Raw genomic sequence first — 23553 nt, 5'->3', positions numbered from 1 at the left:
GCATTCGGTTTAGGAATCCACAATGTAATGGCAGCCGATGCTGCTGCGGTTTTTCACCGCGGCGCTTACGATCAGGCGCGCCGTTTCAACCATATCCGCCGTTTCGTATTCTTCCCGGGTCGTAAGGTCGGCGGGGTCGATCCTTTCCCGCTGCACCTTTTCGATGGCTGCGAGCGCTTGCCCGAGTTTCCGCCCACTGCGAATGATTCCTGCGTCCTCCTCCATCAGGAGACGCAGGCCGGCACGCAGCTTTTCCGGGTCGGCAAGACCGCCGGCCTTCCTCCCCTCCAAACGAAAGTCCCGCACATCGGCAGGCGGCGCCGCGCGCCCGGCGACAGCCGCCGCGGCTCTAGCGCCGAAAACCACATCCTCCAACAGGGAATTACTGGCCAGTCTGTTGGCTCCATGCACCCCGGTGCATGCGCATTCCCCAATGGCGTATAGGCGGTCGACGCTGGTGCGTCCGTCGCAATCCGTGCGGATACCGCCCATACAATAATGTTCGCACGGAACTACTGGAATCCAATCCTTCGAAATATCAATACCCCTTTTCAGGCATTCGCTGAAAATCATTGGGAACCGCCGTTCCAAAAACGCGCGTTTTTTCCCGGTGATATCGAGGTATACGCAGGGGCTGGATGTTTTCGCCATCTGGTCGAAGATGGCCCGGGCCACGATGTCGCGCGGGGCAAGCTCCAGACGCGCGTCATAGCGGGGCATGAACCGGTCTCCCTCCCTGTTGCGCAGCAGCGCGCCTTCGCCGCGCACCGCCTCCGAAATCAGAAACGCCCGCTCCGCTTTCACCGGCGAATAGAGCGCGGTAGGGTGAAACTGGATGAATTCAAGGGAATCGAGAGCCGCGCCGGCCCGGCTTGCCGCGGCGATGCCGTCACCCGTAAGCACCTTTGAATTGGTGGTAACGGGGAACAGCTGGCCGATGCCTCCGGTTGCCATCACGACGGCGGGGGAGGAAAGGCAAAGCAATCTTCCGGCTTTTTCCGCAATCACGCCGGAGCAAGTCCCTTCCCGCGTGACCAGATCCACGGCAAAGGTGTTTTCGAGCAGAGAGATGTTATCCCGCCCGGCGCAGCGGGCGATGAGCGCCGTCATAATGCCCTTGCCTGTGGCATCGCCGTTGACATGCAGGATCCGCCTGGCAGAATGGTTTCCCTCCAGCGAACGCTGAAACCGGCCGTCCGGCCTGCGGTCGAACGATACCCCCAGCTCCGCCAGCTTCCGGATGGCCTGTTCGCTTTCTTCGACCAGGATGCGCACAGCCTGCGGATTGTTGACGCCGCACCCGGCGGTCATAGTGTCGCGGATATGCAGGCCGCGGTCATCGCTGCCGATGCTTGCCGCAATGCCCCCCTGCGCCAGATAGGAGTCGCAGTCCTCGACCGATCCCTTGCAGAGCACCGCCGTTTTCATCCGGCGGGGCAGGTTCAGGGCGCAGAAAATTCCGGCAAGCCCGCCGCCCACGATCACGGCGTCGAACGACGCGCGCCCCATGACCGACGCGTCGAAATTTGAAAGACAGCGGGTCAAAGCAGTTTCCTCCTTTTCGAATCGCATTTTAATTTTCCGCTGCAGCCATCATTCGGTTCAGGCATACAAAGGCCTTCTGCCGAAGCTCTTCGGGCATCTTCACTTCGTTTTTCATAGAAGTCAGAGAATCGCATACATTCTGCAATGTCGTTTTCTTCATGTCAGCGCATAAAAGATTCCCCTGCAGCGGATAGAACGCAGCGTCCGGACGAACGGAGCGGAGCTTTTCCAGAATACCCACTTCCGTGCCGACTATGAATTCCCGGCCGTCCGACCCGGCAGCAAAGCCGATGATCTGCGCGGTGCTTCCCGTAAAGTCGGCCTGGTTGCGGATTTTCGCCGGTACCTCTGGGTGCACGAGCAGCGGTGCGCCCGGGTGCGCCGCCCGCGCCGCCGCCACGCCGGCCGAGGAGATGCGCGAATGGACGGCACAGCTTCCCGACCACGGGATCACTTTTTTCTCAGGCACGGCTTCGGCCACATAGGATGCGAGATTGCAGTCCGGCACAAAAAGGATTTCTTCCTTCCTGACCGACCGCGCGATCCGAACCGCGTTGGATGACGTGCAGCAAATATCGCATTCCGACTTGACCGCGGCGCTGGTGTTGATATAACATACCACAGCCGCCCGGGGATGCGCCGCCCGTGCCTGCCGAAGCTGAGGCACCGTGACGGAATCGGCCAGCGGGCAGCCGGCGCCTGCTGCCGGCTGCAGAACGGTTTTCCGGGGCGATAGGATTTTTGCGCTCTCCGCCATAAAACGCACGCCGCAGAAAACGATTACCCTGCGGTCGATTTCAGCAGCCGCTTTGCTCAATGCAAAGGAATCGCCGACCAGATCGGCAATTTCCTGTATTTCGGGCGGCTGGTAGTTATGGGCCAGAATCACGGCGTCCCGCTCTTTACGGAGCCGGTTGATTTCATGGATGAGCTCAGGGTCGTTCAACGATAGCACCTCCGTTCTTGTTATCGTCGGTCTGCGGCGGGATTGTCAGAAATTGCTTTCCCGCCGGTTCGAGTTGAACATATAAAGCTTTGACGGACGATGCCCCGCGTCCTTTGTCACCCGGTTGGTCTCAATCACCATATCCGCGATTTTACGGCGAAAATTGGCTTTTAAAAGTTCTTTCCCCAGAATCACCTCGTAAACCTGCTGCAGTTCGGTCAGCGTGAAATAGCGGGGCATAAGATTGAAGGCGATATCGGTGTATTCGATTTTGTTGCGCAGCCGCTCCAGTCCGTATTGAATGACCATTGCGTGGTCAAACGCAATCCCGCTGTTTTCCACAGTACGGCATTGGAGCGTTTTGCACCGCCCCACAATACGTTTCTGGGTTCCTATCACGGCGGAAAGGGTCTCGTCGTTACCTGAAAGGGTTAGTTTCACGAGGTTTTCAAAAAGATAACCACCGGAGCAGACTTCTTTTTTTTCTTCCTGCATTTCATAGCCGAGCGTGAACCAGCGGGCGTCCCAGGCGCCTCCGCCCGCTTTGATCTGGAGCTGGGAGCTGTCGACCAGCGACATATAGGAACAGCTGATGACGCGTGTGCGCGGATCCCGGTCCACATTCCCCCACGTGTAAAGCTGTTCCATATAAATGTCGCTGACGTTGACTTCTTCCTTCAGCTCGCGGTATGCGGCGTCGTCAAGGCTTTCGTTCACCGACATAAAACCGCCCGGCAGCGCCCATTGGCCGATAAACGGGTGGTTGCCGCGTTTGACCATCAGCACTTTGACCTCTTTTTCCGGTAGCTTTCGATAATTGAATTTCGGGCCGTTCACCACCGTGAAAAGAAGGAGATCGACCGAAACCGACGGCCTTTGATACCGGGTTACGTCGTATTGCCGCAGGAATTCCTGTTCTGTCAGCCCGTCTTCATTCCGGAGCCGGCTGTCTGCCACTCTGCCCACGCCCTTTTCTGTCGGAATTTGTTATTATCCAAATGTTAATATGAAAATGTTATTATCATATTACTATTAAGTAGTATGGCTGTCAATCATAAAATTAAATCTTTCCTCCGGCAAGTTGGAAATTACGACAGCACCGGCGTTTTGGGGTGCGGACGAATCTTGGACTCACGGCCGAAATCGTAAAAAGGCCGGGGCATCAATCATCAATTCCAGAGAAGGAGCTGTTGCGAAGCAGCCCTAAAGAAGCTGCTTTTTATTGAGAAAGATAGAAATTATCGGTATAATGAAAACGGCGAAATACTTTAAACAACGCCGGTGTGTTTTAGCCGTGCAGGGCAGCCTGTGCGGTTTTGCTTTTGAGCGTGGGACCCGCGGTTGGACTGCTGAACCGGAGACGGCAAAACTTTATCCGGGTGGGGCTGCCCGGAGCGGACATTTGCATCCCCAACGCCAAAAATTATCGCGGATCGTAATTTTATAAATGGGGAAAGGGGCAACTGATTTTCATATTCGTTACACATCTTTCCGCTAAAATTAATTCAGGTGGTGATGCTGTTTGAGGCTTCTTGTTGTGGAAGACGACCGGGATACCAGTGAAGGAATATGCGAATATTTTAAAGAAGCGGGATATGAAACTACTCCCGCCTACGACGGAGAACAGGCTCTGAAGCTGACCGGTCAGAGTCCTTATGACCTTATTTTGCTTGATATTATGCTGCCGAAGCTTACGGGGCTGGCCGTTCTTCATGAACTGCGAAAGACAAGCAATGTTCCCGTCATCATGCTGACCGCGATCGGCGATGAATATACGCAGATCTCCAGTTTTGACGGGATGGCGGACGACTACGTGACCAAGCCGTTTTCCATCGTCCTTTTGGAAAAGCGCGTGGAAGCTTTATTACGCCGGGGAAAATCCGGTGATTTCCCTTACATTTGGCGGTATCAGGGCGTTACGGTGGATTTCAACGGCTACACGGCACTGGGCGCAGACGGACCGATCGACGTTACGCCGAAGGAAATCAAACTGCTGAGGCTTCTGGTGGAACACAGAGGCAGCGTGCTGTCGCGCGACCGTATTCTGGATGAGCTGTGGGGAGAAGACAAGCCTGTCTTTGACCGAACTGTGGATTCTTACATTAAAAACCTTCGGAAGAAGCTTCATCTGACTTGTGTCACAACCGTTACCGGCGTGGGATACAAGCTGGAGGACGATCCATGAAGATTTTCACTAAGACTTTTTTCTATACCCTCACACTTCTGATATTGATCGCTTTGTTGGCGGACGGATTGATTTATGCGCTGCTGCCGAAGGTTTACACCGATCAGAAGCAGCAGGAATTGACGCTGCAAACAGACCGGTTTGTCAGCCGGCTGGAGAAGGCAAAACGAAGCGATGTGACGGATTTGATGGCTGGGTACGCCGGAAGTCTTCAGGCAAATTTAGAGCTCAGCATCGGGAGCGATTCCTATACTATGCTGAACTGGGACGGCGGAGTGATCACGCGGATTAAGGATTCGGATTCTGAGGAGTCCGGCGCTGCTGCCAGCCGGGGAACCGCGTCGGAGAGCTGCGATACGGACAAGACCGTGACCGTCACAGAGGATAAAGGCGTAAAAATCATCAGCGATGACACCGCCTCTTCCTCCGCCGAAGCCAGCGGTACCGAAAATATCGGTGACGGAGGAATCCTTACCGGCATCGTGACCAGCGGGGCAGCCGGTTCCAAGACGATTCAAGCGCAGCGCAGCTTTACGATAGGAGGAGAAGCGGGCGCGCTTACCGCAACGCTTACGCTGGCCCCGGTCGAGGAAGCCGTGCAGGTAATCGTGTCCCTTCTGCCCGTGTCGATTTTTCTGTGCCTCATTATCGCGGTCCTTTTTTCATTGCTGTATGCCAGGGCCATCACGCGTCCGATCAAAGCAATTTCCGAAGAAACACAGCGTATGAATACGCTGGACCGGGCTGCCATATGCAGGGTCAACACAAGAGATGAGATCGGCACATTGGCTGCCAATGTCAACAGCCTGTACGGAAATCTGCTGGGCACCATAGAATCGTTGGAGACCGAACTGAAGAAGGTTGGCGCCGCGGAACGCGCCAAAACCGATTTCCTCCGCGCCGCGTCTCACGAACTGAAAACACCGGTTACCGCAGTGAGCGTGATTATGGACAACATGATCCTTGGGGTGGGCAAATATAAAAATCAGAAAGAATGGCTCCCCAAATGCAAAGAACTGGTGGACCGGCTTTCCGGGATGCTGCGCGAAATTCTGGATACCTCCCACCTCGGCGACGCAATCGAGGAAAAGGTTACCGAGAGCATAGAAACGATCTGCGCGGAGGTCATAGAGCCTTATGGGATGATTGCCCGCGCAAAAGGGCTCCTTTTGTATGTGGACTGGAGCGCCGCGTTTGTTGTAATGATGCCTCCGAAACTGCTGGGCAAGGCCCTGTCCAACATTTTATCGAACGCGGTTCAGTATACCGCAACCGGCGGGAGGCTGGCCGTCTACTGCCGCGGGAACAGCCTTTTTGTGGAAAATGAGTGTGCCCCGATTTCCGAAGAGCAAATCCCCCGGCTGTTTGAACCGTTCTGCAGAATGGACGAATCCAGAAGCCGCGAAACCGGAGGGAATGGTCTGGGGCTCTATATCACAGCTTCCATCCTTCATCAGCTTGAACTGGATTTCAATTTTAAGCCGATGTGCTCGCCGGACGGAATGCGTTTTACCATAAAATTCTAATTTCATATCCGTTACACATGTATTTCATCATAGCTCCAATCGCCGGTGTTAAAGTTGAATTAACACCGATGATTGGAGCTGATTTTTTGAAAATAGAGCTGAAACACCTGAGTAAAACCTATCCGCACGGGAAAGCCGCGCTGAAGAATATCGATCTGACGCTGGCAAGCCCCAGCCTGATTGGATTGGTGGGGCCGAACGGAGCCGGAAAAAGCACGCTGATGAAGCTGCTCACCGCAAATCTTCTCCCCACCTCCGGAGAAATTCTGAAGGATGGCTCACCGCTGATAAAGCAGGAAAAAGAGTTAAAATCCGGCTTGGGCTATCTTCCGCAGGAATTTGGTCTGTTTGAGGATCTGACCACGACACAGTTTCTGGATTACATGGCGGCAATCAAATGTCCGGATAAAAAAACGGCAAAGGATGAGATCGACCGGGTAATTGCGCTCACCCATCTTCAGGATAAGCAGAAGGCAAAGATCCGCACGCTGTCGGGCGGACAAAAGCAGCGCGTCGGAATCGCGCAGTCCCTGTTGGGGGATCCAGAGCTTTTGATTTTTGACGAACCGACCGTGGGACTTGATCCCGCCGAGCGGTTTGCTTTCCGAAACCTCTTTGCCGAGACGGCGAAAAACAGGCTGGTGATTTTATCCACGCACATCATTGAAGATGTCCAGCCCGCTTGTGATCATCTGGTGGTCCTGAACGGCGGAGAAATACTCTATACCGGAACTCCGGAATCACTGATGGCGGAAAAACACGCTGCCACTTTGGAGAACGCATACATGGCGCTGGTCAACGGGAGGGCGTCGGCATGAACGCTTTCGAAAAGCTTTCAAGAGAGATTGAAAGGATGCTGCGGGACCGTCTGATTCTGCTTTTTATTGCGCTGACGTCGGTTGGAGCGGTGTGGTTTTGCCTGAACACCTCCGGACGGACGGCCTCCGATGCTTACATTTTGGAACCGGCCAAAAACAGCGCGATTTTAGGCGCTCTGCTTTTTTCTGTACTGACGCTGGCACAATTCCACAGAGATTACAAAAATCACACAGACGCGATCATCCTGACCTGCACGGATTCCATTTTCTATCAGCTCCGCCGCACGCTGGCGCTCATTTGTACGGCAGTCGTCACGGCGTGGATCGTAACGCTGTTTGCTTTTCCCTTTGCGCTGGCCAAAACCGGCGTCTACTTTCAGCCGGGCTCCTTTGCGGCATCCTGGTATCTGATTTTTCTCGGAGCGCTGATCTTTTCCATTTTACTGTCCGCTGGCTTCTATCTGCTGTTCCGGCGAGTGGAGGCGGCGTTTGTCGCCGTGGTGTGCTTAATCGTTCTTTCCAAGCTGCTGGAAAGCCAATCAGCGCTGAACCCAAGCTTTCTATTGTTTTGGGTTCAGACAAACGCGGACTGCTTTTCCGATCTGGTGAGCAATCAGTTCCAAATCGATCTGATTCTGTGGAATCGTCTCTTTTGCTTTTTGGTTTCCCTGTCGATCTGGCTGATGGGACTTTGGGGTTCGCGGAGATATGGCCGAGGCGTTTTTAGCTCCTTTGTGAGTAACGCGCGGCGGGCCTGGATACCGGTCCTTTTGATAGCGGCGACGGTGCTTTCATATGGGAGTTTTGCAGCAGAACCTTACTTTGATCACAGTGTTCCGAGAGATTACAGCGCCGCCTACAGCTCGGGGACCGGCATCGTCGTGTCTTCCGGCGGCGATGAAGTCGGAAATCCATCCCTGCTTTTGACGAACAAATCCGTGAAGGCTGATATTGATACGGCGGTCCGATGTCTTTCGGGAGAAGCCTCCTATACCCTGCGCAACACGTCGGGGGGAGCGCAGACGCTTCCCGTTTTGCTGAATTCCGGATATACCGTAGGCAGCATTCAGGTCAACGGAGCCTCCGCTCAGGCTGTTCGGGACCCGGCGGAGAAAGAAGGAAATGCCACATGGAGAATCAATCTGCCCAATGCTTCCGAATATGCGGTTGTGATCCGGTACGCGGGGAAAGTCGGCAACGACGGATCGTTGAGCCAAAAACCGGTATACGGAATCTGCAATGAATACGTCGATTTGCCCGCGACGGGCTTTTCGCCAAAGACCGACGTTTCGGTTGCCGACGACTGCGGCTTCTCGGGCACGCTGTCTTTGGACGAACGTCTTGAGCCGGTGTTTACGAGGGCAAACGGCGTCAAGGGTAAGACGGCGAACGGGAAGACACAATGGCAATTTGCATCCGAACCCGGAAATGACCGCACCGGGTTGGATGCCGCCGTCTATGATACCACGACTTTTAAGGCCGGCGGGCTCAATGTGGAATTCAAATACTTTACAAAGCAGAAAGCCGCGATTGCGGATATGGGTACGATTGCGATTATGAAAGACGCGATCGATTATTTTACAAACGCATTCGGGCCGCTTCTCTATCAAGATCATCTGACCGTTCTGGAGATTCCGGCGTATTTCAGCGGCGGGGGTGCTTTCGGGAACATCAGCGCCATGGATGAAACCTCTTTTGCCGTGGCGGGCTACCTGCCCGACGGAGCGGGCGACCCTGATTCCGGCGGAGGAATCGATGTGCTGGTCCATGAGCTCGCGCATCAGTGGTGGGGGCTCGCGACTTACCCGATGGCGGACGGCAAGTCCTACTGGTCGGCGGAGGGGATTACCTGCTACAGTACATACTGCTTTATGAAGGATTACTTTGGCGCAGACTATGCAAATTCCCATTTTGTCAGCGAGTGGCAAAAAAACCTGAAGTCTTACCGAAACGCGTTTTATATTCAGAACCCGACCTATTTGAAAAAGCTGTCGCCCGGCGATCAGTCCAACGTATTGGCCGCTCTGAATAATATCGGCCTTTACGATATCATGCCGCTCCAGTTTGTAAAAGCGGAAAAAGCTCTGGGCGGAAGCGGGGCATTGCAGAAAAGGCTCTCGGGACTGTATCTGAAGCACTTGGGCCAGCCGATCACCTATGACGACTTTCTGGCCGCAGTCGGACTCGCAAAGGAGGCGCTTGACCTTGCGTAAAGGAACGATTTTCAAGTATGAGCTGAAACGTCTTTTCTGTTCAAAAGAATATCTGCTGCTTTTAGCGGTGAACATCGTCTACTGTTTGGCTCTGCTTCGCGGCAGCGTCATCTATGGCACGGGCTTTACAGCTCCCTTTTCCCAATGGACGTTTTGCAGCTATCTCTCTTCCGCGGCTGTTTTGCTGTTCATCCTGCTGCTGGCACTGTGCGCGCGGCAATTCACGACTTCTGAACGCCGCGCCGTGACAATCTTGGAGACATCGTCGGTTCAAATGGCCGTATTCCGGGCGATTCGCTATGCTGCGACTGCGTGTGCGTTCCTGACTGCGATGGGACTGTCGTTCGGCATATGCTTTGTATTTTATCGGCTTGTATTTGACTATACAGGCTTTGGCTCGCTCATTTATGCCGGACTGATCCTGCTTCTGCCGCCCGCGCTGTTTCTTTTCGGGGCGGCCATGCTCCTTGGACACAAAAGACAGGCCCTTGTCTATATTCTGCTGGCCGTCGTTCTGATACTGGGAGCTTTCGGAATTTCTCTGCCGGACTGTATGGATCTGTTCGGTACATCCGTAGTACGTCCTCTTTACACCGGCGTGCAGAAGTTTACGTTTTCCAATGAATTTTTAGCCGGACGGGCGGCGTTTACGATTGCGGGCGTTGCGTTGATCATTTTTTTCATCAAAAGGCAAAGAACTAACATGAGTCCGATGATTTTCCTTAGAAAGTCTTAAGATTTTATGCTGAAATTCGTTGTTCGCGATCCGGACGGACGTTGTGGAAAAACAATTTTGCTTTTAATGGGCTGAAATTTCCGAAAGGAAACGCAGACCGGGTCAATTCACCTGATTACGCCCGGTGAGCCGGCGCAAATTACCGTGTTCACTGTACCGGCTAAGCGGGGCAACTGTGGCTAAAGTTACCCTGCTTGTTTTGTACACTTTCTTTCGATGAGGCATTTGTAGTCATGCTTCCATCACGCGAATCAAATTGACCATCTCGATTGCTCCCTCCGCGCAGTCGAAGCCCTTATTGCCCGCCTTGGTTCCGGCGCGTTCAATGGCCTGCTCGATATTCTCCGTCGTCAGAACGCCGAACATCACCGGGACTCCGCTGGCAAGCTCCGTCTGCGCGATTCCCTTTGACACTTCATTGCAAACATAATCGTAATGGCTGGTGCTTCCGCGGATTACAGCGCCGAGGCAGATCACCGCGTCGTATTTCCCGCTTTTCGCCATCTTCGACGCGATCAGCGGAATTTCAAACGCGCCGGGAACCCATGCCACATCGATGCTGTCCCCCGATACGTCGTGACGCTTCAAGCCGTCCAGCGCGCCCGACAGCAGTTTCGAGGTAATAAATTCGTTAAAGCGGGCGGCTACAATACCGATCCGGATTTCTTTGGATACCAATTTTCCTTCAAAAATATTCATTACAAAAACTCCTTCAATAATTGAGAATATGTCCCATCCGGGACTGCTTCGTTTTCAGATAAAACAGGTCGTAGGGGGTGGCGTCCATCTGGAGGGGGATTCGCTCTACAATTTTCATGCCGTAATCGGCAAGCTGGTACACCTTGTCGGGATTATTGGTCAGAAGCCGCAGCGTTTTGGCTCCCAAATCCCGGAGAATTTGTGCGCCGATGAAATATTCCCGCAGATCGCCCGCAAAGCCAAGCGCCTCGTTGGCTTCCAGCGTGTCCATTCCCTGGTCCTGCAATTCATAGGCCCGGAGCTTGTTGATCAGCCCGATGCCCCGCCCTTCCTGCCGCATGTAAAGCAGGACACCGCGTCCCTCCCGTTCAATCTGCGTCATGGCGGACGCGAACTGCTGCCCGCAGTCGCAGCGAAGGGAGCCGAACGCGTCCCCGGTCAGGCATTCGGAATGGACGCGGCATAACAGGTTCTGCCCGTCTCCGATTTCTCCCTTGACCAACGCGACATGATGCTCCCCGTTAAGAGTGTTGACATATCCATATGCGGTGAAATTCCCGTATCGGGTGGGCATCTTGGCAACAGCTACGCGCTCGACCAGCTTGTCGTGCTTTTTTCGGTAATCCTGCAAATCCTGAATCGTGATGAAGGTCAGTCCCCATTGACCGGCAAGCTGAATCAGCTCGGGCGTCCGCATCATCCGACCGTCTGCGCCCATGACCTCACAGCACAGTCCGCATTCTTTCAGTCCGGCAAGCCGCAACAGATCCACGGTGGCCTCCGTATGCCCGCCCCGTTCCAGAACGCCGTTCGGCTTCGCCATCAGCGGAAACATATGACCGGGGCGGCGGAAATCTTCCGGTTTTGCGCCGTCGCTTACACAGGCGCGGGCCGTGACGCCCCGTTCTTCGGCGGAAATGCCCGTTGTGGTGCCGATATGATCGACGGAAACCGTGAACGCCGTTTCGTGGTTGTCGGTATTGTCTGAAACCATCTGCGGGAACCGGAGCTTCTGGCAGAGAGCAATGCTCATGGGCATACAAATCAAGCCTTTACCGTGCACCGCCATGAAATTGACGTTTTCGGTTGTGGCGAATTCCGAAGCGCAAATCAAATCTCCTTCATTTTCCCGATTCTCATCATCTGTTGCTAAAATTATTTTTCCCTGACGCAAATCTTCAAGCGCTTTTTCTATCGTACTAAACGCAAACATGCCGATTTCTCCTTTCAAAATCCGTACCGGGCGAGAAATTCCTTTGAGATACCGCTCTGTCCTCCCGGCGCGCGAAGCAGCTTTTCCACATATTTTCCGATGCAGTCGTTTTCCAGATTCACCGTGAACCCGACGCGTTTTTCTCCAAGCGTGGTGTTTTGGGCCGTGTGCGGAATCACGGACACGCTGAAATCCTTCTCTGTTACGCCCGCGACGGTCAAACTGATGCCGTCGATGGCAATGGACCCTTTATTAATCACATACCGCAAAATGCGGGGGAAAGTCCGGACGGTGAACCAAATCGCGTTTTCATCCTGTCGCATACTGCTGATCACGCCGGTTCCGTCGATGTGCCCCGCGACGATATGCCCGCCAAACCGTCCGTTCAGTGGCATGGCGCGCTCGAGGTTGACCGTACCGCCGACTTTTATATCCAAAAGGTTGGAGCACGCGGCGGTTTCGTTCATCACGTCGGCGGAAAAGGAATCTTCCTCCAGGGAAACGACCGTCAGGCACACGCCGCTTACCGCGATGCTGTCGCCCAGTCTCAAACCATCTAGAACCGCTGATGCGCCGATGGTCAGGGCGGCGGAGCGCCCGATTTTTTTGATTGAGCGGATCGTCCCCGTTTCCTCTATGATTCCTGTGAACATGGGAGCACCTCGCTTTCCAGCAAAACATCTTCTCCCAGCCGCATCACCTGCGGCGAGGCAAGCCGGAACGCCTTCTTCGGGCCTTCCACGCCGATTCCCTCCACCGGGGATTTCGCATCGGCGCCGCCGAACAGCTTCGGAGCAACGTATGCCTGTACCTTGCTGACAATGCCGCTTTGCAATGCCGACCAATTCAGCGTACCGCCGCCCTCCAGCAGAACGCTGTCGATTTCTTTTTCCCCCAACGCAGCCATGAGCTCGCGCAGATCGATATGCCCGTCTTTTGACGGCAGCGTTACCACCTCACACCCGGCCTTCCGGTAGGGGCGCGCAAGGGTTTCATCCTGTGAGCAGGTGGCAATGATGGTGTGAATTTCTCTCGCCGTCCGCACAACCTGCGCGCTCAGCGGCATCCGCAATCGGGAATCGCAGATAATGCGGACGGGACTCCTGCTGTTCGGCAGGCGGCAGGTCAAAAGCGGGTCGTCCGCGAAAATCGTGCCGACACCCACCATGACACCGGAATACCGATGCCGGTCCTCCTGTACGCGCCTGCGGGCGGCTTCTCCGGTGATCCATTTCGACTTGCCGGAATGCGTGGCGGTCTTACCATCCATCGTCATGGCGTATTTCATCAAAACGAATGGAGTTTTGGTCTGAATGAAATGAAAAAACACCTCATTCAGTTTGCTACAGGCTTCCCGGAGCACACCTTCCGTGACTTCCATCCCGTGCCGGCGTAAAATCTGAATTCCTTTTCCGGCAACCAGCGGATTCGGATCGGCCGAACCGATTACCACACGACGGACGCCGCTTTTCAGAATCGCGTCCGTACACGGCGGCGTTTTTCCGTAATGGCAGCACGGCTCCAAGGTCACATACAAGGTCGCGCCCTGCGGCGGTTCCGTGCAGGAAGCGAGAGCATTCCGTTCCGCATGCAATTCTCCGTACCGCTGATGATAGCCCGTGCCGATCACACGGTCATCTTTCACGACAACAGCTCCAACCATCGGATTCGGATTGACCCAGCCGCAGCCCTTTTCGGCGTATTCCAGCGCCAGCTTCATGTAAGTTTCATCAGACAATCGCAACACCTCTAAAATAAAAAATTAACACCTGAAAGCATTGAAATGTCTTTCAGGTGTTAAAATCCAGGTGTATGGAATGCCCTTAAAACCATCAGGCACGGAAAAACCGGCTCTGACGGTATTATCAAGCACTGCCGAACATTACCTCGGCACTGCATACAATTTCAACACATCTTCTTCCATCCAGACTATACTGTCGGTTTTGGAGTTTCACCAAATCCTGACTTGAACATAATGTCAAGCCCTGCGCTTACGCGCTCGCGGACTATACCGCCGATCGGGAATTTCACCCTGCCCTGAAGACATTTGAATTTATTCAGTTGTTTAAATCAATTATACGCTAGTTGATAAAAAAATCAATATCATTTAATTCGTATTTAATCCGCACTAGGTTTGGCACAGCAACTTTTCAGGTTCTTCCGAGGCTAAATAAAATAATGCTCAAAAAATGCACCTTAAGCGGGTCTTGAAACCCGTTTTAAGGTGCATTTTCTTTTATTGAAGCCGTTGCGCTTCCGGAATATTCAGCTTTTTACCGCTCCACGACGCCTTCCCATGTTCCGACCTGCCTGTTTTTGGATGCTTCATCGTACCAATGCTTTGTAACCGTCTTCGCGCGGGTATAAAAGCGGATGCCGTCGAGGCCCAGAACATGCTGATCACCGAAAAAGGAATCCTTGTTTCCAGAGAACGGGAAATAGGCTGAAGGTACCGGGATGCCTACATTGACACCGACCATGCCGCCGTCTGTGAGCAATTCGAATTTTCTGGCGTAATATCCGCTCTGCGTAAAGATGACGGATCCGTTTGCGAGCGGATTCGCGTTCATTATGGCAAGGCCTTCGTCAAAGTCCTTTACGCGTTTCACAATCGTGACGGGTCCGAATATTTCACGCTCACCGACCGACATGCCCAGTTTCACATGGTCGAAAATGGTGGGACCCACGAAAAATCCGTTTTCGTAACCGGGAACGACAATGTCGCGTCCGTCGAGGACCAGCTCCGCGCCTTCCTCAACGCCTCTCTGGATCCAGTTGCAGACAGACTGCTTATGCTTTGCGTTTACGACGGGGCCCAGCTTTGTCGCCGGATCGTAAGAACAGCCTATGGTCATTTTCTGCGCCTTTTCCTTCAGCAGAGCCACAAATCTGTCTGCGATACTCTCTTGAACAACGCATACCGGAAGCGCCATGCAACGCATGCCCGCGCAGCCGAACGTAGAGTTGATGATTGCGTTTACGGTGCTCTCCAGGTCGCAGTCTTCCAGAATTAACGCATGGTTCTTTGCCTCGCACTGCGCCTGCACCCTCTTGCCGTTCGCGGCGGCAACCGAATAGATGTGCTTTCCTACATCTGTCGTTCCGACAAAGGTGACGGCCCTGATTCTTGGATCCGTAAGGAATATTTCAGCTTCCGTTCTGCTGCAGGTGACGAGATTCACGACGCCTTTCGGAAAGCCGGCTTCTTTGTAGAAAAGCTCCAGAATGCGCATGGATGTCAGCGGCGTGAAGCTCGCCGCCTTAAGCACGACGGTATTGCCGGTCGCAATCGCCAGAGGAACCATCCAGCCCCAGGGAATCATTGCCGGAAAATTGAACGGAACGATGCCCGCAACAACGCCAAGCGGCATTCTGTATGTAGCCGTGTCGAAACCCGTCGTCACCTGAAGCGAGGCTGAGCCCTGGCTGGAATAGGATATGCTGCACGCAAATTCCGTCGGCTCAATCGCTTTCAGAATATCTCCCTTTGCTTCGTCAAGGTTTTTGCCCAATTCTTTAGAACAGAGCAGGGTCAGTTCCTCCAGGTGCTCCAATAATACGTTTCTCCATTGAAACATAAACTGCGTGCGTTTTGCCAGCGACATCCTAGACCAAGAGGGGAAAGCCGCTTCTGCGGAGGCGATGGCCTCGTTGACCTCTTCGACCGTGCAGCAGGGGACTTCCGCCATGACTTCGCCGGTACTCGAATTCGTGACCTGCATCCATTTTTGAGTTTTTGATTTCTTCCATTCTCCGCTGACACAATATCCTTTTTTCTCCACTGTACCCATAGGTTTATCTCCTTTTCAGTAATGATGATTTTATTGCTAAAATGTTTTTGCCGTGAAAAAACTGCAAAATACGGTAAAATATTTTAGCTATGTTAAATCTGTTGTGACAATGTTAGTTTAACTAATTACCAATAAAATGTCAACACATTATCTAAAGTTGTTCAATTTAGAATGAATTAGAGTTAACAAAATATGTGCCTGTTTCCAACCGATTCTAAAACAAATCGATCGGTCTCGATACTATGTTTGCTCGGCAGGGAAGAAAAGCGTAGACAAAGCGGGGGCCCTTCCGGCTTGTTCTAAAACCGGAAAGGCCGATGGCGTTAAATCGCCGGACGCGGCGATTTATGGCAGTTTATTTTGCGACCAGGATTTCATTCCCGTTATTATAGACAAAATTGCAGATTTCTTTTGAGGGAGATGCATCCGTCACCAGGGTATTGATTTTATCCAGGCCGCAATAGGTAATCAGCGAGACGATATTGCATTTGCTGCTGTCCGCAAGCAGATGGACTTTTTGACTACGCTGCACCACGGCTCGCTTGATATCCGATTCTAAGGGGGATGAATTCGTGACCCCGTTTTCAATGGAAAATCCGGTAGTAGCCATAAAGGCCTTGCTGATGTTGTAGTTTTGCAGCACCTGCACGGCGCTGGCTCCTGTAAAGGAAAGGGTTTTTCGGCTGAGGGTTCCGGACAGGGAGATGATGTTGATATTCTCGTAGGGAATCGCGTGCAGGATGATTTCCACATTGTTGGTCAGAACGGTAATGTTTCTTTTCTCCTTGATATAGTCGATAATCGGCAGCGTGGTGGTTCCGGAATCGATAAATATGATGTCGTTCTCCTGTATCAGAGCCGCCGCAGCCGCCGCAATCCTGCGCTTGGCTTCCAAATTCGAGATATTTCTCTCCTCAAAAGAAACAAGCCCCTTCTTGGGCAGTGCGGTCACTCCGCCGTATATTTTTTTGATATCGCTGGACTGCAATATTGCGCTGAGATCTCTGCGGAGCGTGCTTTTGGAGACCTGAAAAGTTTCGCAGATGTCGTCCAGTGTCACCGTCTTGTTCTCATAGATATATTTTCTTATTTCTTCAATCCTTTGCGAGCGCATGACGTTTCCTCATTCCTTTTTGTAGTTGGCCTAATTGATCCGAAATTCATTCCTCATTATAATAAATATTTTCAATTTTTTCAAGATATGTCCAATAAATAATCACACAACGTCTTTTGGGTATTCATACTGAGGCTGTGAAACGGGAAATATTCTTGTAATCTATGGCTTATAATAGAGGCAAATGTGCACTAGATACATAAATTCGTCGTTATGCATAATTAATTTTGACAATTTAGTCATTTCCAATAAAAAGGAAAGTTGACCCAAATTTATCAATAAAACTATTGAAAAGTGAATGCATTGGTGGTAACATATTGCCATAATTTATTCAAAATGCATTGGGAAAGAAGGAGCAATATGCCTGTATGCCACATGAAAGAGTTAATGAATGAGGCGTCGGCCGAGAACAGGGCCGTAGGGGCTTTCAGCGTTGGAAATATGGAAATGGTGATTGGAGCGGTCCGGGCGGCCGAAGAGTTGGATACGCCGATCATACTGCAGATTGCTCAGGTGAGGTTAAAGCATTCCCCGCTGCATCTGATGGGTCCCTTGATGCTTCAGGCGGCTGAGAAGGCGCAGGTCAGGATCGCGGTCCACCTGGACCATGGCCTGACGCCGGATACCGTAAAGCAGGCGCTCGATTTAAATTTTACTTCGGTTATGTTTGACGGTTCCCGGTTCGATGATGAAAGGAACGTGGAAGCAACCGCCGAAGTCGTGCGGATGTCGAGAAATGCCGGAGCGGATGTTGAAGCGGAGCTTGGCGTCGTCGGAGGAAGCGAAGACAACAGCACAAATGAAAAAATCATTTGCACGGATCCCGACCGGGCGAAGGCGTTCGCCGAAAAAACGAAGGTAGACGCGCTGGCTGTTTCAATCGGAAACGCGCACGGGCACTACGCGGGCATTCCAAAGCTGCGGTTCGACGTTTTGGAGGAAATACATAAAAGGGTTCAGATCCCGCTTGTACTGCACGGCGGGTCGGGGATCAGCGCGGCCGATTTCCGGAAGGGCGTAAATCTCGGAATCCGCAAGATCAATATCGCGACGGCAAACTTCGACTCCGTCACCCTGGCGTCTGAGCGGTATCTGCGCACGGGCGGAAAACACAATTATTTTGAACTGAACGAAGCCATGGTTCGGGGGATGTACGACAGTGTCAGGAAACACATCCTGATTTTCAACAATCGGATGCCCCTAAATGAAATAGAGTGAGCGAGGAGTGGAATCGAAAAAATGAAGTATATTCAATTTGATGAAAAACGACCGTACGATCTGACGCTTGTCGGAAGAATTACCATTGATCTCAACCCCGTGGATTATTACAGAACGCTTGAGGAAAGCACGACGTTCAAGAAATATCTGGGAGGTTCGCCCGCGAATATTGCGGTCGGTCTTGCCCGTCTCGGGAAAAAATGCGGATTTTTCGCGCGTGTTTCGGACGATCGCTTCGGAGATTATGTAACGGACTACTTCAGGCGGGAGGGGATCGATACCTCCCGAATCCGCCGCTGTGAGCACGGGGAGAAAATCGGACTGACCTTTACGGAGATATTAAGCGAGCAGGAAAGCAGCATCCTGATGTACCGCAACCGGGCCGCGGATCTACAGCTCGGCGTTTCGGATATCGACGAGGAATACATAAGCGGCAGCAAAGCGGTTTTGATTTCCGGCACCGCACTTTCGGAGAGCCCCTCCCGGGAAGCGGCGCTGAAGGTTCTTTTCCTTGCTCGAAAGACGGGCACCCCCGTCATCTTCGATATCGACTACCGGGAATACAACTGGAAATCGAAGGATGAAATCGGCGTTTACTACGGGATCGCGGCCGGGCAGGCGGATGTGATTCTGGGCTCCAGGGAGGAATACGACCTCGCCGGGCAGTTGATTCGTCCGGGGATGGACGACCGGGAGACGGCCTCCTACTGGCATGGCCGCGGCGCCAAAATAGTCGTCATCAAGCACGGAAAAGAGGGCTCCACAGCCTATACCAACGACGGGCAGAATTTCAGCATCAGGCCCTTCCCCATCAAGAAGCTGAAGGGCTTTGGCGGTGGCGACGGATACGCTTCCGCGTTTCTTTACGGACTCCTGGAGGGATGGGACGTCATCGACTGCCTGGAATTCGGCAGTGCTTCGGCTTCCCTTCTGGTTGCCAGCCACTCCTGCGCGGACAGTATGCCGGGCGTCGGGGATATCAAAAATTACATCGACGAATGCAAGCAGAGGTACGGGGAACTGGTAGCCAGGGTTTGACTTATTATCGGGTCATGGATCTTCGGAAAGGAAGCAGGAATATGGGAACGGTAAGAATGACAATGGCTCAGGCGCTTGTGCGCTTTCTGGATAATCAGTATGTCTGCATGGACGGCTGTGAAACCAAATTTGTGGAGGGCGTTGCCGCGATTTTCGGCCACGGAATCGTCGTCGGCCTCGGTCAGGCGCTGGACGAAAACCCCGGCGGGCTGAAGGTATTTCAGGGGAAAAACGAGCAGGGAATGGCACATATGGCCGCCTCGTTTGCGAAGCAGAATAAACGCAGGAAAATCATAGCCTGCGCGTCCTCCATCGGCCCCGGCGCGGCGAACATGATCACGGCTGCCGCCTGCGCGACCGTAAACAATATCCCGCTGCTGGTGCTGCCGGGCGATACCTTTGCCATTCGGCAGCCGGATCCGGTCCTGCAGCAGGTGGAACAGCCCAACAGCCTTCAGACAACAACAAACGACGCCTTCAAACCCGTCTGCAAATACTGGGACAGGGTGGAGCGCCCTGAACAGCTGATGACGGCTATGATCAATGCCATGCGCGTTTTGACGGATCCCGCTGAGGCGGGTGCGGTGTGCGTCGCCGTCCCGCAGGATGTGCAGGGCGAAAGCTATGATTATCCGGATTATTTCCTTCGGAAAAGAGTCCACCGCATCGTCAGGCAGTCCCCCGCCCGTGAGGAACTGGAGGATGTGGCTTCGGCCCTGATGAACAGTAAAAGACCGCTGGTCATCTGCGGCGGGGGAGTCAAATACTCCGAGGCGGGGGAAACTCTGGAAAATTTCTGCGAACGGTTCAACATCCCGTTTGCCGAGACACAGGCCGGCAAGAGTGCCTGCAGGTCCAGTTCGCCGCTCTGCCTGGGAGGCGTCGGCGTCACCGGGAACCTGGCGGCCAATTCGATCGCCTGGGAGGCAGACCTGATCCTTGCCGTGGGATCCCGGCTGTCGGATTTTACGACCTCGTCGAAATGGCTTTTCCGGAACCCGGAGGTCAAAGTGGCCTCCATCAATGTTTCCCGTTTCCACGCGTACAAAATGGACGCCGTCAAGGCGGTCGGCGACGCGAAGGCCGCGTTGGAGGAATTGACAAAGCTCCTGTCTGAAAGAAAATACCGATCCTCGTACGGCAACGAAATTTCCGTAGCGAAAACCGAATGGAACGAGGAAATGAAAAAGCTCGGTTCTTACAGCTGCCGCAAGGACTTTCAGCCGATGATAGCGGCGCGCAATCCCGGAAGCATGGAGGAATTTGCAAAGATGACGGGCTGCGCCCTGACCCAGACCGCCGCCATCTGCGCGGTGAGGAAGCACATTGCGGAGGACGCGATCCTTGTGGGCGCTTCGGGAAGCCTGCCGGGCGACCTGCAGAGAATGTGGACGACGGATGCGCGCGACTCCTACAACATGGAGTACGGATATTCCTGCATGGGATATGAAATTGCCGGGGCGCTCGGCGCAAAGCTGGCCCGTCCGGACCGCGAGGTTTACGCGGTGGCGGGGGACGGCAGCTTCCTGATGCTGCACACGGAGCTTCTTACCTCAATCCAGGAGCATCAAAAAATCAATGTTCTGCTGTTTGACAACGCCTCGTTCGGCTGCATCAACAATCTTCAGATGTCGAACGGCGTCGGAAACCTGGGCACGGAGTTCCGGTTCCGTGATTCGGGGACCGGAGGGCTGACGGGAGCTCTTATTCCCGTGAACTATGCCGCCGTGGCGGCCGGATACGGGGCGAAGACCTATTCGGTGCGGAACATGGATGAACTCGAGGAAGCGCTTGAGGACAGCAAAAAGCAGAATGTTTCCACGTTGATCGACCTTAAGGTTCTGCCGAAGACCATGACTCACGACTATCTGTCCTGGTGGCATGTGGGCTTGGCAAGCACGGCGGAAAACGAGGCTGAGCGGGAGGCTTTCGAGAACAAGGAAGCGCACCGTGCTCAGGCCAGAAAATATTAAGGGGAGGATGCTTCGTATGCTTGACAGTAAAAAAGTCTCTCTTGGAATTGCGCCGATCGGCTGGACCAACGACGACATGCCGGATCTGGGGAAGGAGAACACCTTTGAGCAATGTGTCAGCGAAATGGCGCTGGCGGGTTATGCGGGGTGTGAAATCGGCAACAAATTTCCCGCGGACCGGGAGGTCCTGAAAAGGGCTTTGGATCTCAGAGGACTGACCGTCTGCAACCAATGGTTTTCGACTTTCCTGATCTCCAGACCCTTTGAGGAAACGGCCGGACCGTTTGAGGAAAAGCTGGATACCCTGAAATACCTCGGCGCGAGGGTTATCGGCGTCTCAGAGCAGAGCTACAGCATTCAGGGGAAAAAGCAGCCGATTTTTGAAGGCAAGCATGTAATGGACGACCGAGAGTGGAATCTGCTGTGCGAAGGACTGAACCGTCTTGGAAAAATTGCGAACGACAGACAGATGAAGCTGACTTTCCATCATCACATGGGCACCGTTGTCCAGGACGAAAAGGAAATCGACCGCCTGATGGCGCATACCGATCCGGACATGGTTTATCTTTTGTTTGATTCCGGCCACCTGAGCTTTTGCGGAATCGACCCCGAAAAAATTCTGAACCGATATGTTTCCCGTGTCGGTCACGTGCATCTGAAGGATCTGAGGAGCAGCGTGGCCGCCGAGGCCAAGGCGAAGCGTCTCAGCTTTCTGGACGGCGTGCGCGGAGGAACGTTTACGGTCCCGGGAGACGGCGATGTCGATTTCAAACCGATTTTCGAGATTCTGGGCGGCCGCGGATATGAAGGCTGGGTTGTGGTGGAAGCCGAACAGGATCCTGCGAAAGCAAATCCGTTTGAGTACGCAAAAAGAGCGCGCGCTTACCTTCGGGCGGCCGCGGGAATTTAAAGAAAGGACATTTTAGATGCCGGGCTTTGGCCTCCCGGCTATAAGCCCTGATTGCTGTCGCGGACAAATGAAAGGGGGCCCGAGGATTTGCGGCAAAATGAGGGGCCCGGGGGCTTCGGCGGAGTCATAGAATTAAATGGAAAGGGACTGGGTTTGTCTTTTGCCCCTGTGAGGTTTGTATTGATTTGAAAGATGCAGGATTGGGAGAGAGTTTTATGTTATTTTGGGAGGATGGATTGGAATGAGTGTTTTGAATTGGTTTTTGACAGGCCCCGATCAACCTAGGATCACCGACCGGACCGTCATCAAAAAGGAGTACAAGAAGCATCGAATCGAGGACATCGCGTCCATTATTTTCGGATACGGCATGTATTATGTTGTAAAGCTGCCCTTGTCCGTTGCAAAAAAGCCCTTGCTGGCCGAGGGAATGACAGCTACACAGCTTGGAATGATCGGAGCCGCTCTTACCATAGCGTATGCGTTCGGAAAATGCTTTAACGGTTTCATGGGCGACAGGTGCAATATTAAGAAAATTGTACCTCTCGGACTGCTGGGCGCAGCAATCATGAACATCATTTTCGGATTTTCTTCAATCAATTTTACTCTTTTCTTCTTTCTTTGGCTTATGAATGGTTTTTTTCAGTCCATGGGCTCCGCTCCGTGGACGGTGTCTCTGTCGCAGTGGTTCGGCAAACGCAAACTGGCAACCTGGTACGGGGTTTGCGGAATCGCACACTATTTGGGCGAAGGGCTTACATATGTCGGTACGGCTGCCATCGTAGCCCGATTTGGCTGGCGAAGCGGCTTCTTTGCACCCGGTTTCTTCTGTATTCTGGTCGCGCTGCTGATGTATATCTTTATGAGCGACCGTCCGGAAACCTACGGACTGCCGCCGGCCAATGAATATGACGGCGATGTCGAGACGGCAAAGGTTGAGAAAGCGAAGTCCACGGGAAAAGCGCAATTTGAAGCTCTTAAAAATCCGTTCGTCTGGTGTGTCGCGCTGAGTGCCATCTTCCTCGGGGTCGCAAGATATTCCATCGACAACTGGGGCGTCATTTTTCTGCAGGAACAATGCAAATACAGCGTCGGCGTTGCAGGCAGCATACTGGCAATCAGTTCCGTGACGGGCGGATTGGGGTCTGCCTGCTCCGGAATTATTTCAGACAGAATTTTCAAATCCCGTCATGCAACAACATCCATTGTGTTCGGCATCGTGATGCTGGCGGGAATTATCGGTTTCTGTACGTTTTCTTACAATCGCGCTTTGTGCATGGTATTTACGGCAATCTATGGATTCGGTCTCGGCATAGAACTCTCGTTTCTCGGCGGTATGCTTGCTGTTGACCTTGTTTCACAAAAGGCTACCGGCGCAGCGATGGGAATGGTCGGTCTGCTTTCATATTTGGGAGCTACGGGCCAGGAAATTGTAAATGGCCGCCTGATGGACATCAGCAAAAGAGTTGTGAACGGGATTGCCGTTTATAATTTCAGCGTCATCAACAAATTCTGGATCATCTCTGTTTTCTTAATGATTCTTTTCGTGATTCCAGTTGTATTTGCAAAGAGGAAAAAGGCTGACGGCAAGGAATGAAAGCGTTCCCGATGCAGAGGAAACCCCCGGTATC

19 protein-coding genes and 1 riboswitch are annotated in these 23553 nt (G+C 53.1%); of the genes, 10 read left to right on the top strand and 9 right to left on the bottom strand.

Annotated elements, in window-relative coordinates; genetic code table 11:
- Positions 1 to 9: 9 nt before the first annotated feature.
- From nadB to CAFE_RS04320, 3 genes are read right to left on the bottom strand one after another with little or no spacing between them, the layout of a single operon-like run.
- The gene (gene nadB, locus CAFE_RS04330; protein WP_233452699.1) at positions 10 to 1572 is read right to left on the bottom strand and encodes an L-aspartate oxidase; all 1563 of its coding nucleotides are present in this window, start codon (positions 1570 to 1572) and stop codon (positions 10 to 12) included.
- Between the two features lies 1 nt (position 1573).
- Positions 1574 to 2491, bottom strand: coding sequence for a quinolinate synthase NadA (gene nadA, locus CAFE_RS04325; protein ID WP_156989906.1), 918 nt, complete (start codon positions 2489 to 2491; stop codon positions 1574 to 1576).
- Between the two features lie 45 nt (positions 2492 to 2536).
- Positions 2537 to 3448 (bottom strand): NUDIX hydrolase, encoded by a 912-nt coding sequence (locus CAFE_RS04320; protein WP_066648248.1) that lies wholly within the window; start codon positions 3446 to 3448, stop codon positions 2537 to 2539.
- Between the two features lie 565 nt (positions 3449 to 4013).
- Between CAFE_RS04320 and CAFE_RS04315 the strand changes: the two genes are divergently transcribed.
- From CAFE_RS04315 to CAFE_RS04295, 5 genes are all read left to right on the top strand, one after another.
- Positions 4014 to 4676, top strand: coding sequence for a response regulator transcription factor (locus tag CAFE_RS04315; protein WP_156989905.1), 663 nt, complete (start codon positions 4014 to 4016; stop codon positions 4674 to 4676).
- The gene (locus CAFE_RS04310) at positions 4673 to 6202 is read left to right on the top strand and encodes a sensor histidine kinase (RefSeq protein ID WP_233452698.1); all 1530 of its coding nucleotides are present in this window, start codon (positions 4673 to 4675) and stop codon (positions 6200 to 6202) included. The genes CAFE_RS04315 and CAFE_RS04310 overlap by 4 nt, the downstream gene beginning before the upstream one ends.
- Positions 6203 to 6288: 86 nt before the next feature.
- Positions 6289 to 7020 (top strand): ABC transporter ATP-binding protein, encoded by a 732-nt coding sequence (locus tag CAFE_RS04305; protein WP_156989904.1) that lies wholly within the window; start codon positions 6289 to 6291, stop codon positions 7018 to 7020.
- Positions 7017 to 9233, top strand: coding sequence for a hypothetical protein (locus tag CAFE_RS04300; protein ID WP_156989903.1), 2217 nt, complete (start codon positions 7017 to 7019; stop codon positions 9231 to 9233). The genes CAFE_RS04305 and CAFE_RS04300 overlap by 4 nt, the downstream gene beginning before the upstream one ends.
- On the top strand, positions 9226 to 9969 hold the full coding sequence (locus CAFE_RS04295; RefSeq protein WP_066648237.1) for a hypothetical protein: 744 nt from the start codon (positions 9226 to 9228) through the stop codon (positions 9967 to 9969). The genes CAFE_RS04300 and CAFE_RS04295 overlap by 8 nt, the downstream gene beginning before the upstream one ends.
- 231 nt (positions 9970 to 10200) lie before the next feature.
- On the opposite strand, the gene ribH is transcribed toward CAFE_RS04295, so the two are convergent.
- From ribH to CAFE_RS04265, 6 genes are all read right to left on the bottom strand, one after another.
- Positions 10201 to 10668: a 6,7-dimethyl-8-ribityllumazine synthase gene (gene ribH, locus CAFE_RS04290; protein WP_156989902.1), complete on the bottom strand. Its 468-nt coding sequence runs from the start codon at positions 10666 to 10668 to the stop codon at positions 10201 to 10203.
- A 13-nt stretch (positions 10669 to 10681) separates the two neighbouring features.
- Complete coding sequence (locus CAFE_RS04285) at positions 10682 to 11881, bottom strand: bifunctional 3,4-dihydroxy-2-butanone-4-phosphate synthase/GTP cyclohydrolase II (RefSeq protein WP_066648234.1); 1200 nt, start codon at positions 11879 to 11881, stop codon at positions 10682 to 10684.
- A gap of 14 nt (positions 11882 to 11895) precedes the next feature.
- A complete protein-coding gene (locus CAFE_RS04280; protein ID WP_066648224.1) occupies positions 11896 to 12534 on the bottom strand; it encodes a riboflavin synthase in 639 nt (212 codons plus the stop codon).
- A complete protein-coding gene (gene ribD, locus CAFE_RS04275) occupies positions 12516 to 13619 on the bottom strand; it encodes a bifunctional diaminohydroxyphosphoribosylaminopyrimidine deaminase/5-amino-6-(5-phosphoribosylamino)uracil reductase RibD (protein WP_066648215.1) in 1104 nt (367 codons plus the stop codon). Before ribD ends, CAFE_RS04280 begins: the two co-directional genes overlap by 19 nt.
- Before the next feature lie 170 nt (positions 13620 to 13789).
- A riboswitch (FMN riboswitch) is annotated at positions 13790 to 13930 on the bottom strand.
- Between the two features lie 224 nt (positions 13931 to 14154).
- Entirely contained in the window at positions 14155 to 15672 is a 1518-nt protein-coding gene (locus CAFE_RS04270; protein WP_066648213.1) for a CoA-acylating methylmalonate-semialdehyde dehydrogenase, read from the bottom strand.
- A 355-nt stretch (positions 15673 to 16027) separates the two neighbouring features.
- Positions 16028 to 16786 (bottom strand): DeoR/GlpR family DNA-binding transcription regulator, encoded by a 759-nt coding sequence (locus CAFE_RS04265; protein ID WP_066648211.1) that lies wholly within the window; start codon positions 16784 to 16786, stop codon positions 16028 to 16030.
- A 360-nt stretch (positions 16787 to 17146) separates the two neighbouring features.
- Between CAFE_RS04265 and CAFE_RS04260 the strand changes: the two genes are divergently transcribed.
- The 5 genes from CAFE_RS04260 to CAFE_RS04240 all read left to right on the top strand — a co-directional run bounded on the left by CAFE_RS04260 (position 17147) and on the right by CAFE_RS04240 (position 23519).
- Positions 17147 to 18004, top strand: a complete 858-nt coding sequence (locus CAFE_RS04260; protein WP_066648209.1) for a class II fructose-bisphosphate aldolase — start codon at positions 17147 to 17149, stop codon at positions 18002 to 18004.
- Positions 18005 to 18025: 21 nt separating this feature from the next.
- Entirely contained in the window at positions 18026 to 19042 is a 1017-nt protein-coding gene (gene iolC / locus CAFE_RS04255; protein WP_156989901.1) for a 5-dehydro-2-deoxygluconokinase, read from the top strand.
- Between the two features lie 41 nt (positions 19043 to 19083).
- Positions 19084 to 21015, top strand: a complete 1932-nt coding sequence (gene iolD, locus CAFE_RS04250; protein ID WP_156989900.1) for a 3D-(3,5/4)-trihydroxycyclohexane-1,2-dione acylhydrolase (decyclizing) — start codon at positions 19084 to 19086, stop codon at positions 21013 to 21015.
- 16 nt (positions 21016 to 21031) lie between these two features.
- A complete protein-coding gene (iolE, locus tag CAFE_RS04245; protein WP_156989899.1) occupies positions 21032 to 21925 on the top strand; it encodes a myo-inosose-2 dehydratase in 894 nt (297 codons plus the stop codon).
- 241 nt (positions 21926 to 22166) lie between these two features.
- On the top strand, positions 22167 to 23519 hold the full coding sequence (locus tag CAFE_RS04240; protein WP_156989898.1) for an MFS transporter: 1353 nt from the start codon (positions 22167 to 22169) through the stop codon (positions 23517 to 23519).
- Positions 23520 to 23553: the final 34 nt, after the last annotated feature.

The organism is Caproicibacter fermentans, assembly GCF_009746625.1.
GTDB lineage: Bacteria > Bacillota > Clostridia > Oscillospirales > Acutalibacteraceae > Caproicibacter > Caproicibacter fermentans.
Note: the sequence above shows the minus strand (reverse complement) of the source record. Positions and strands in the feature narration are given on the sequence as shown.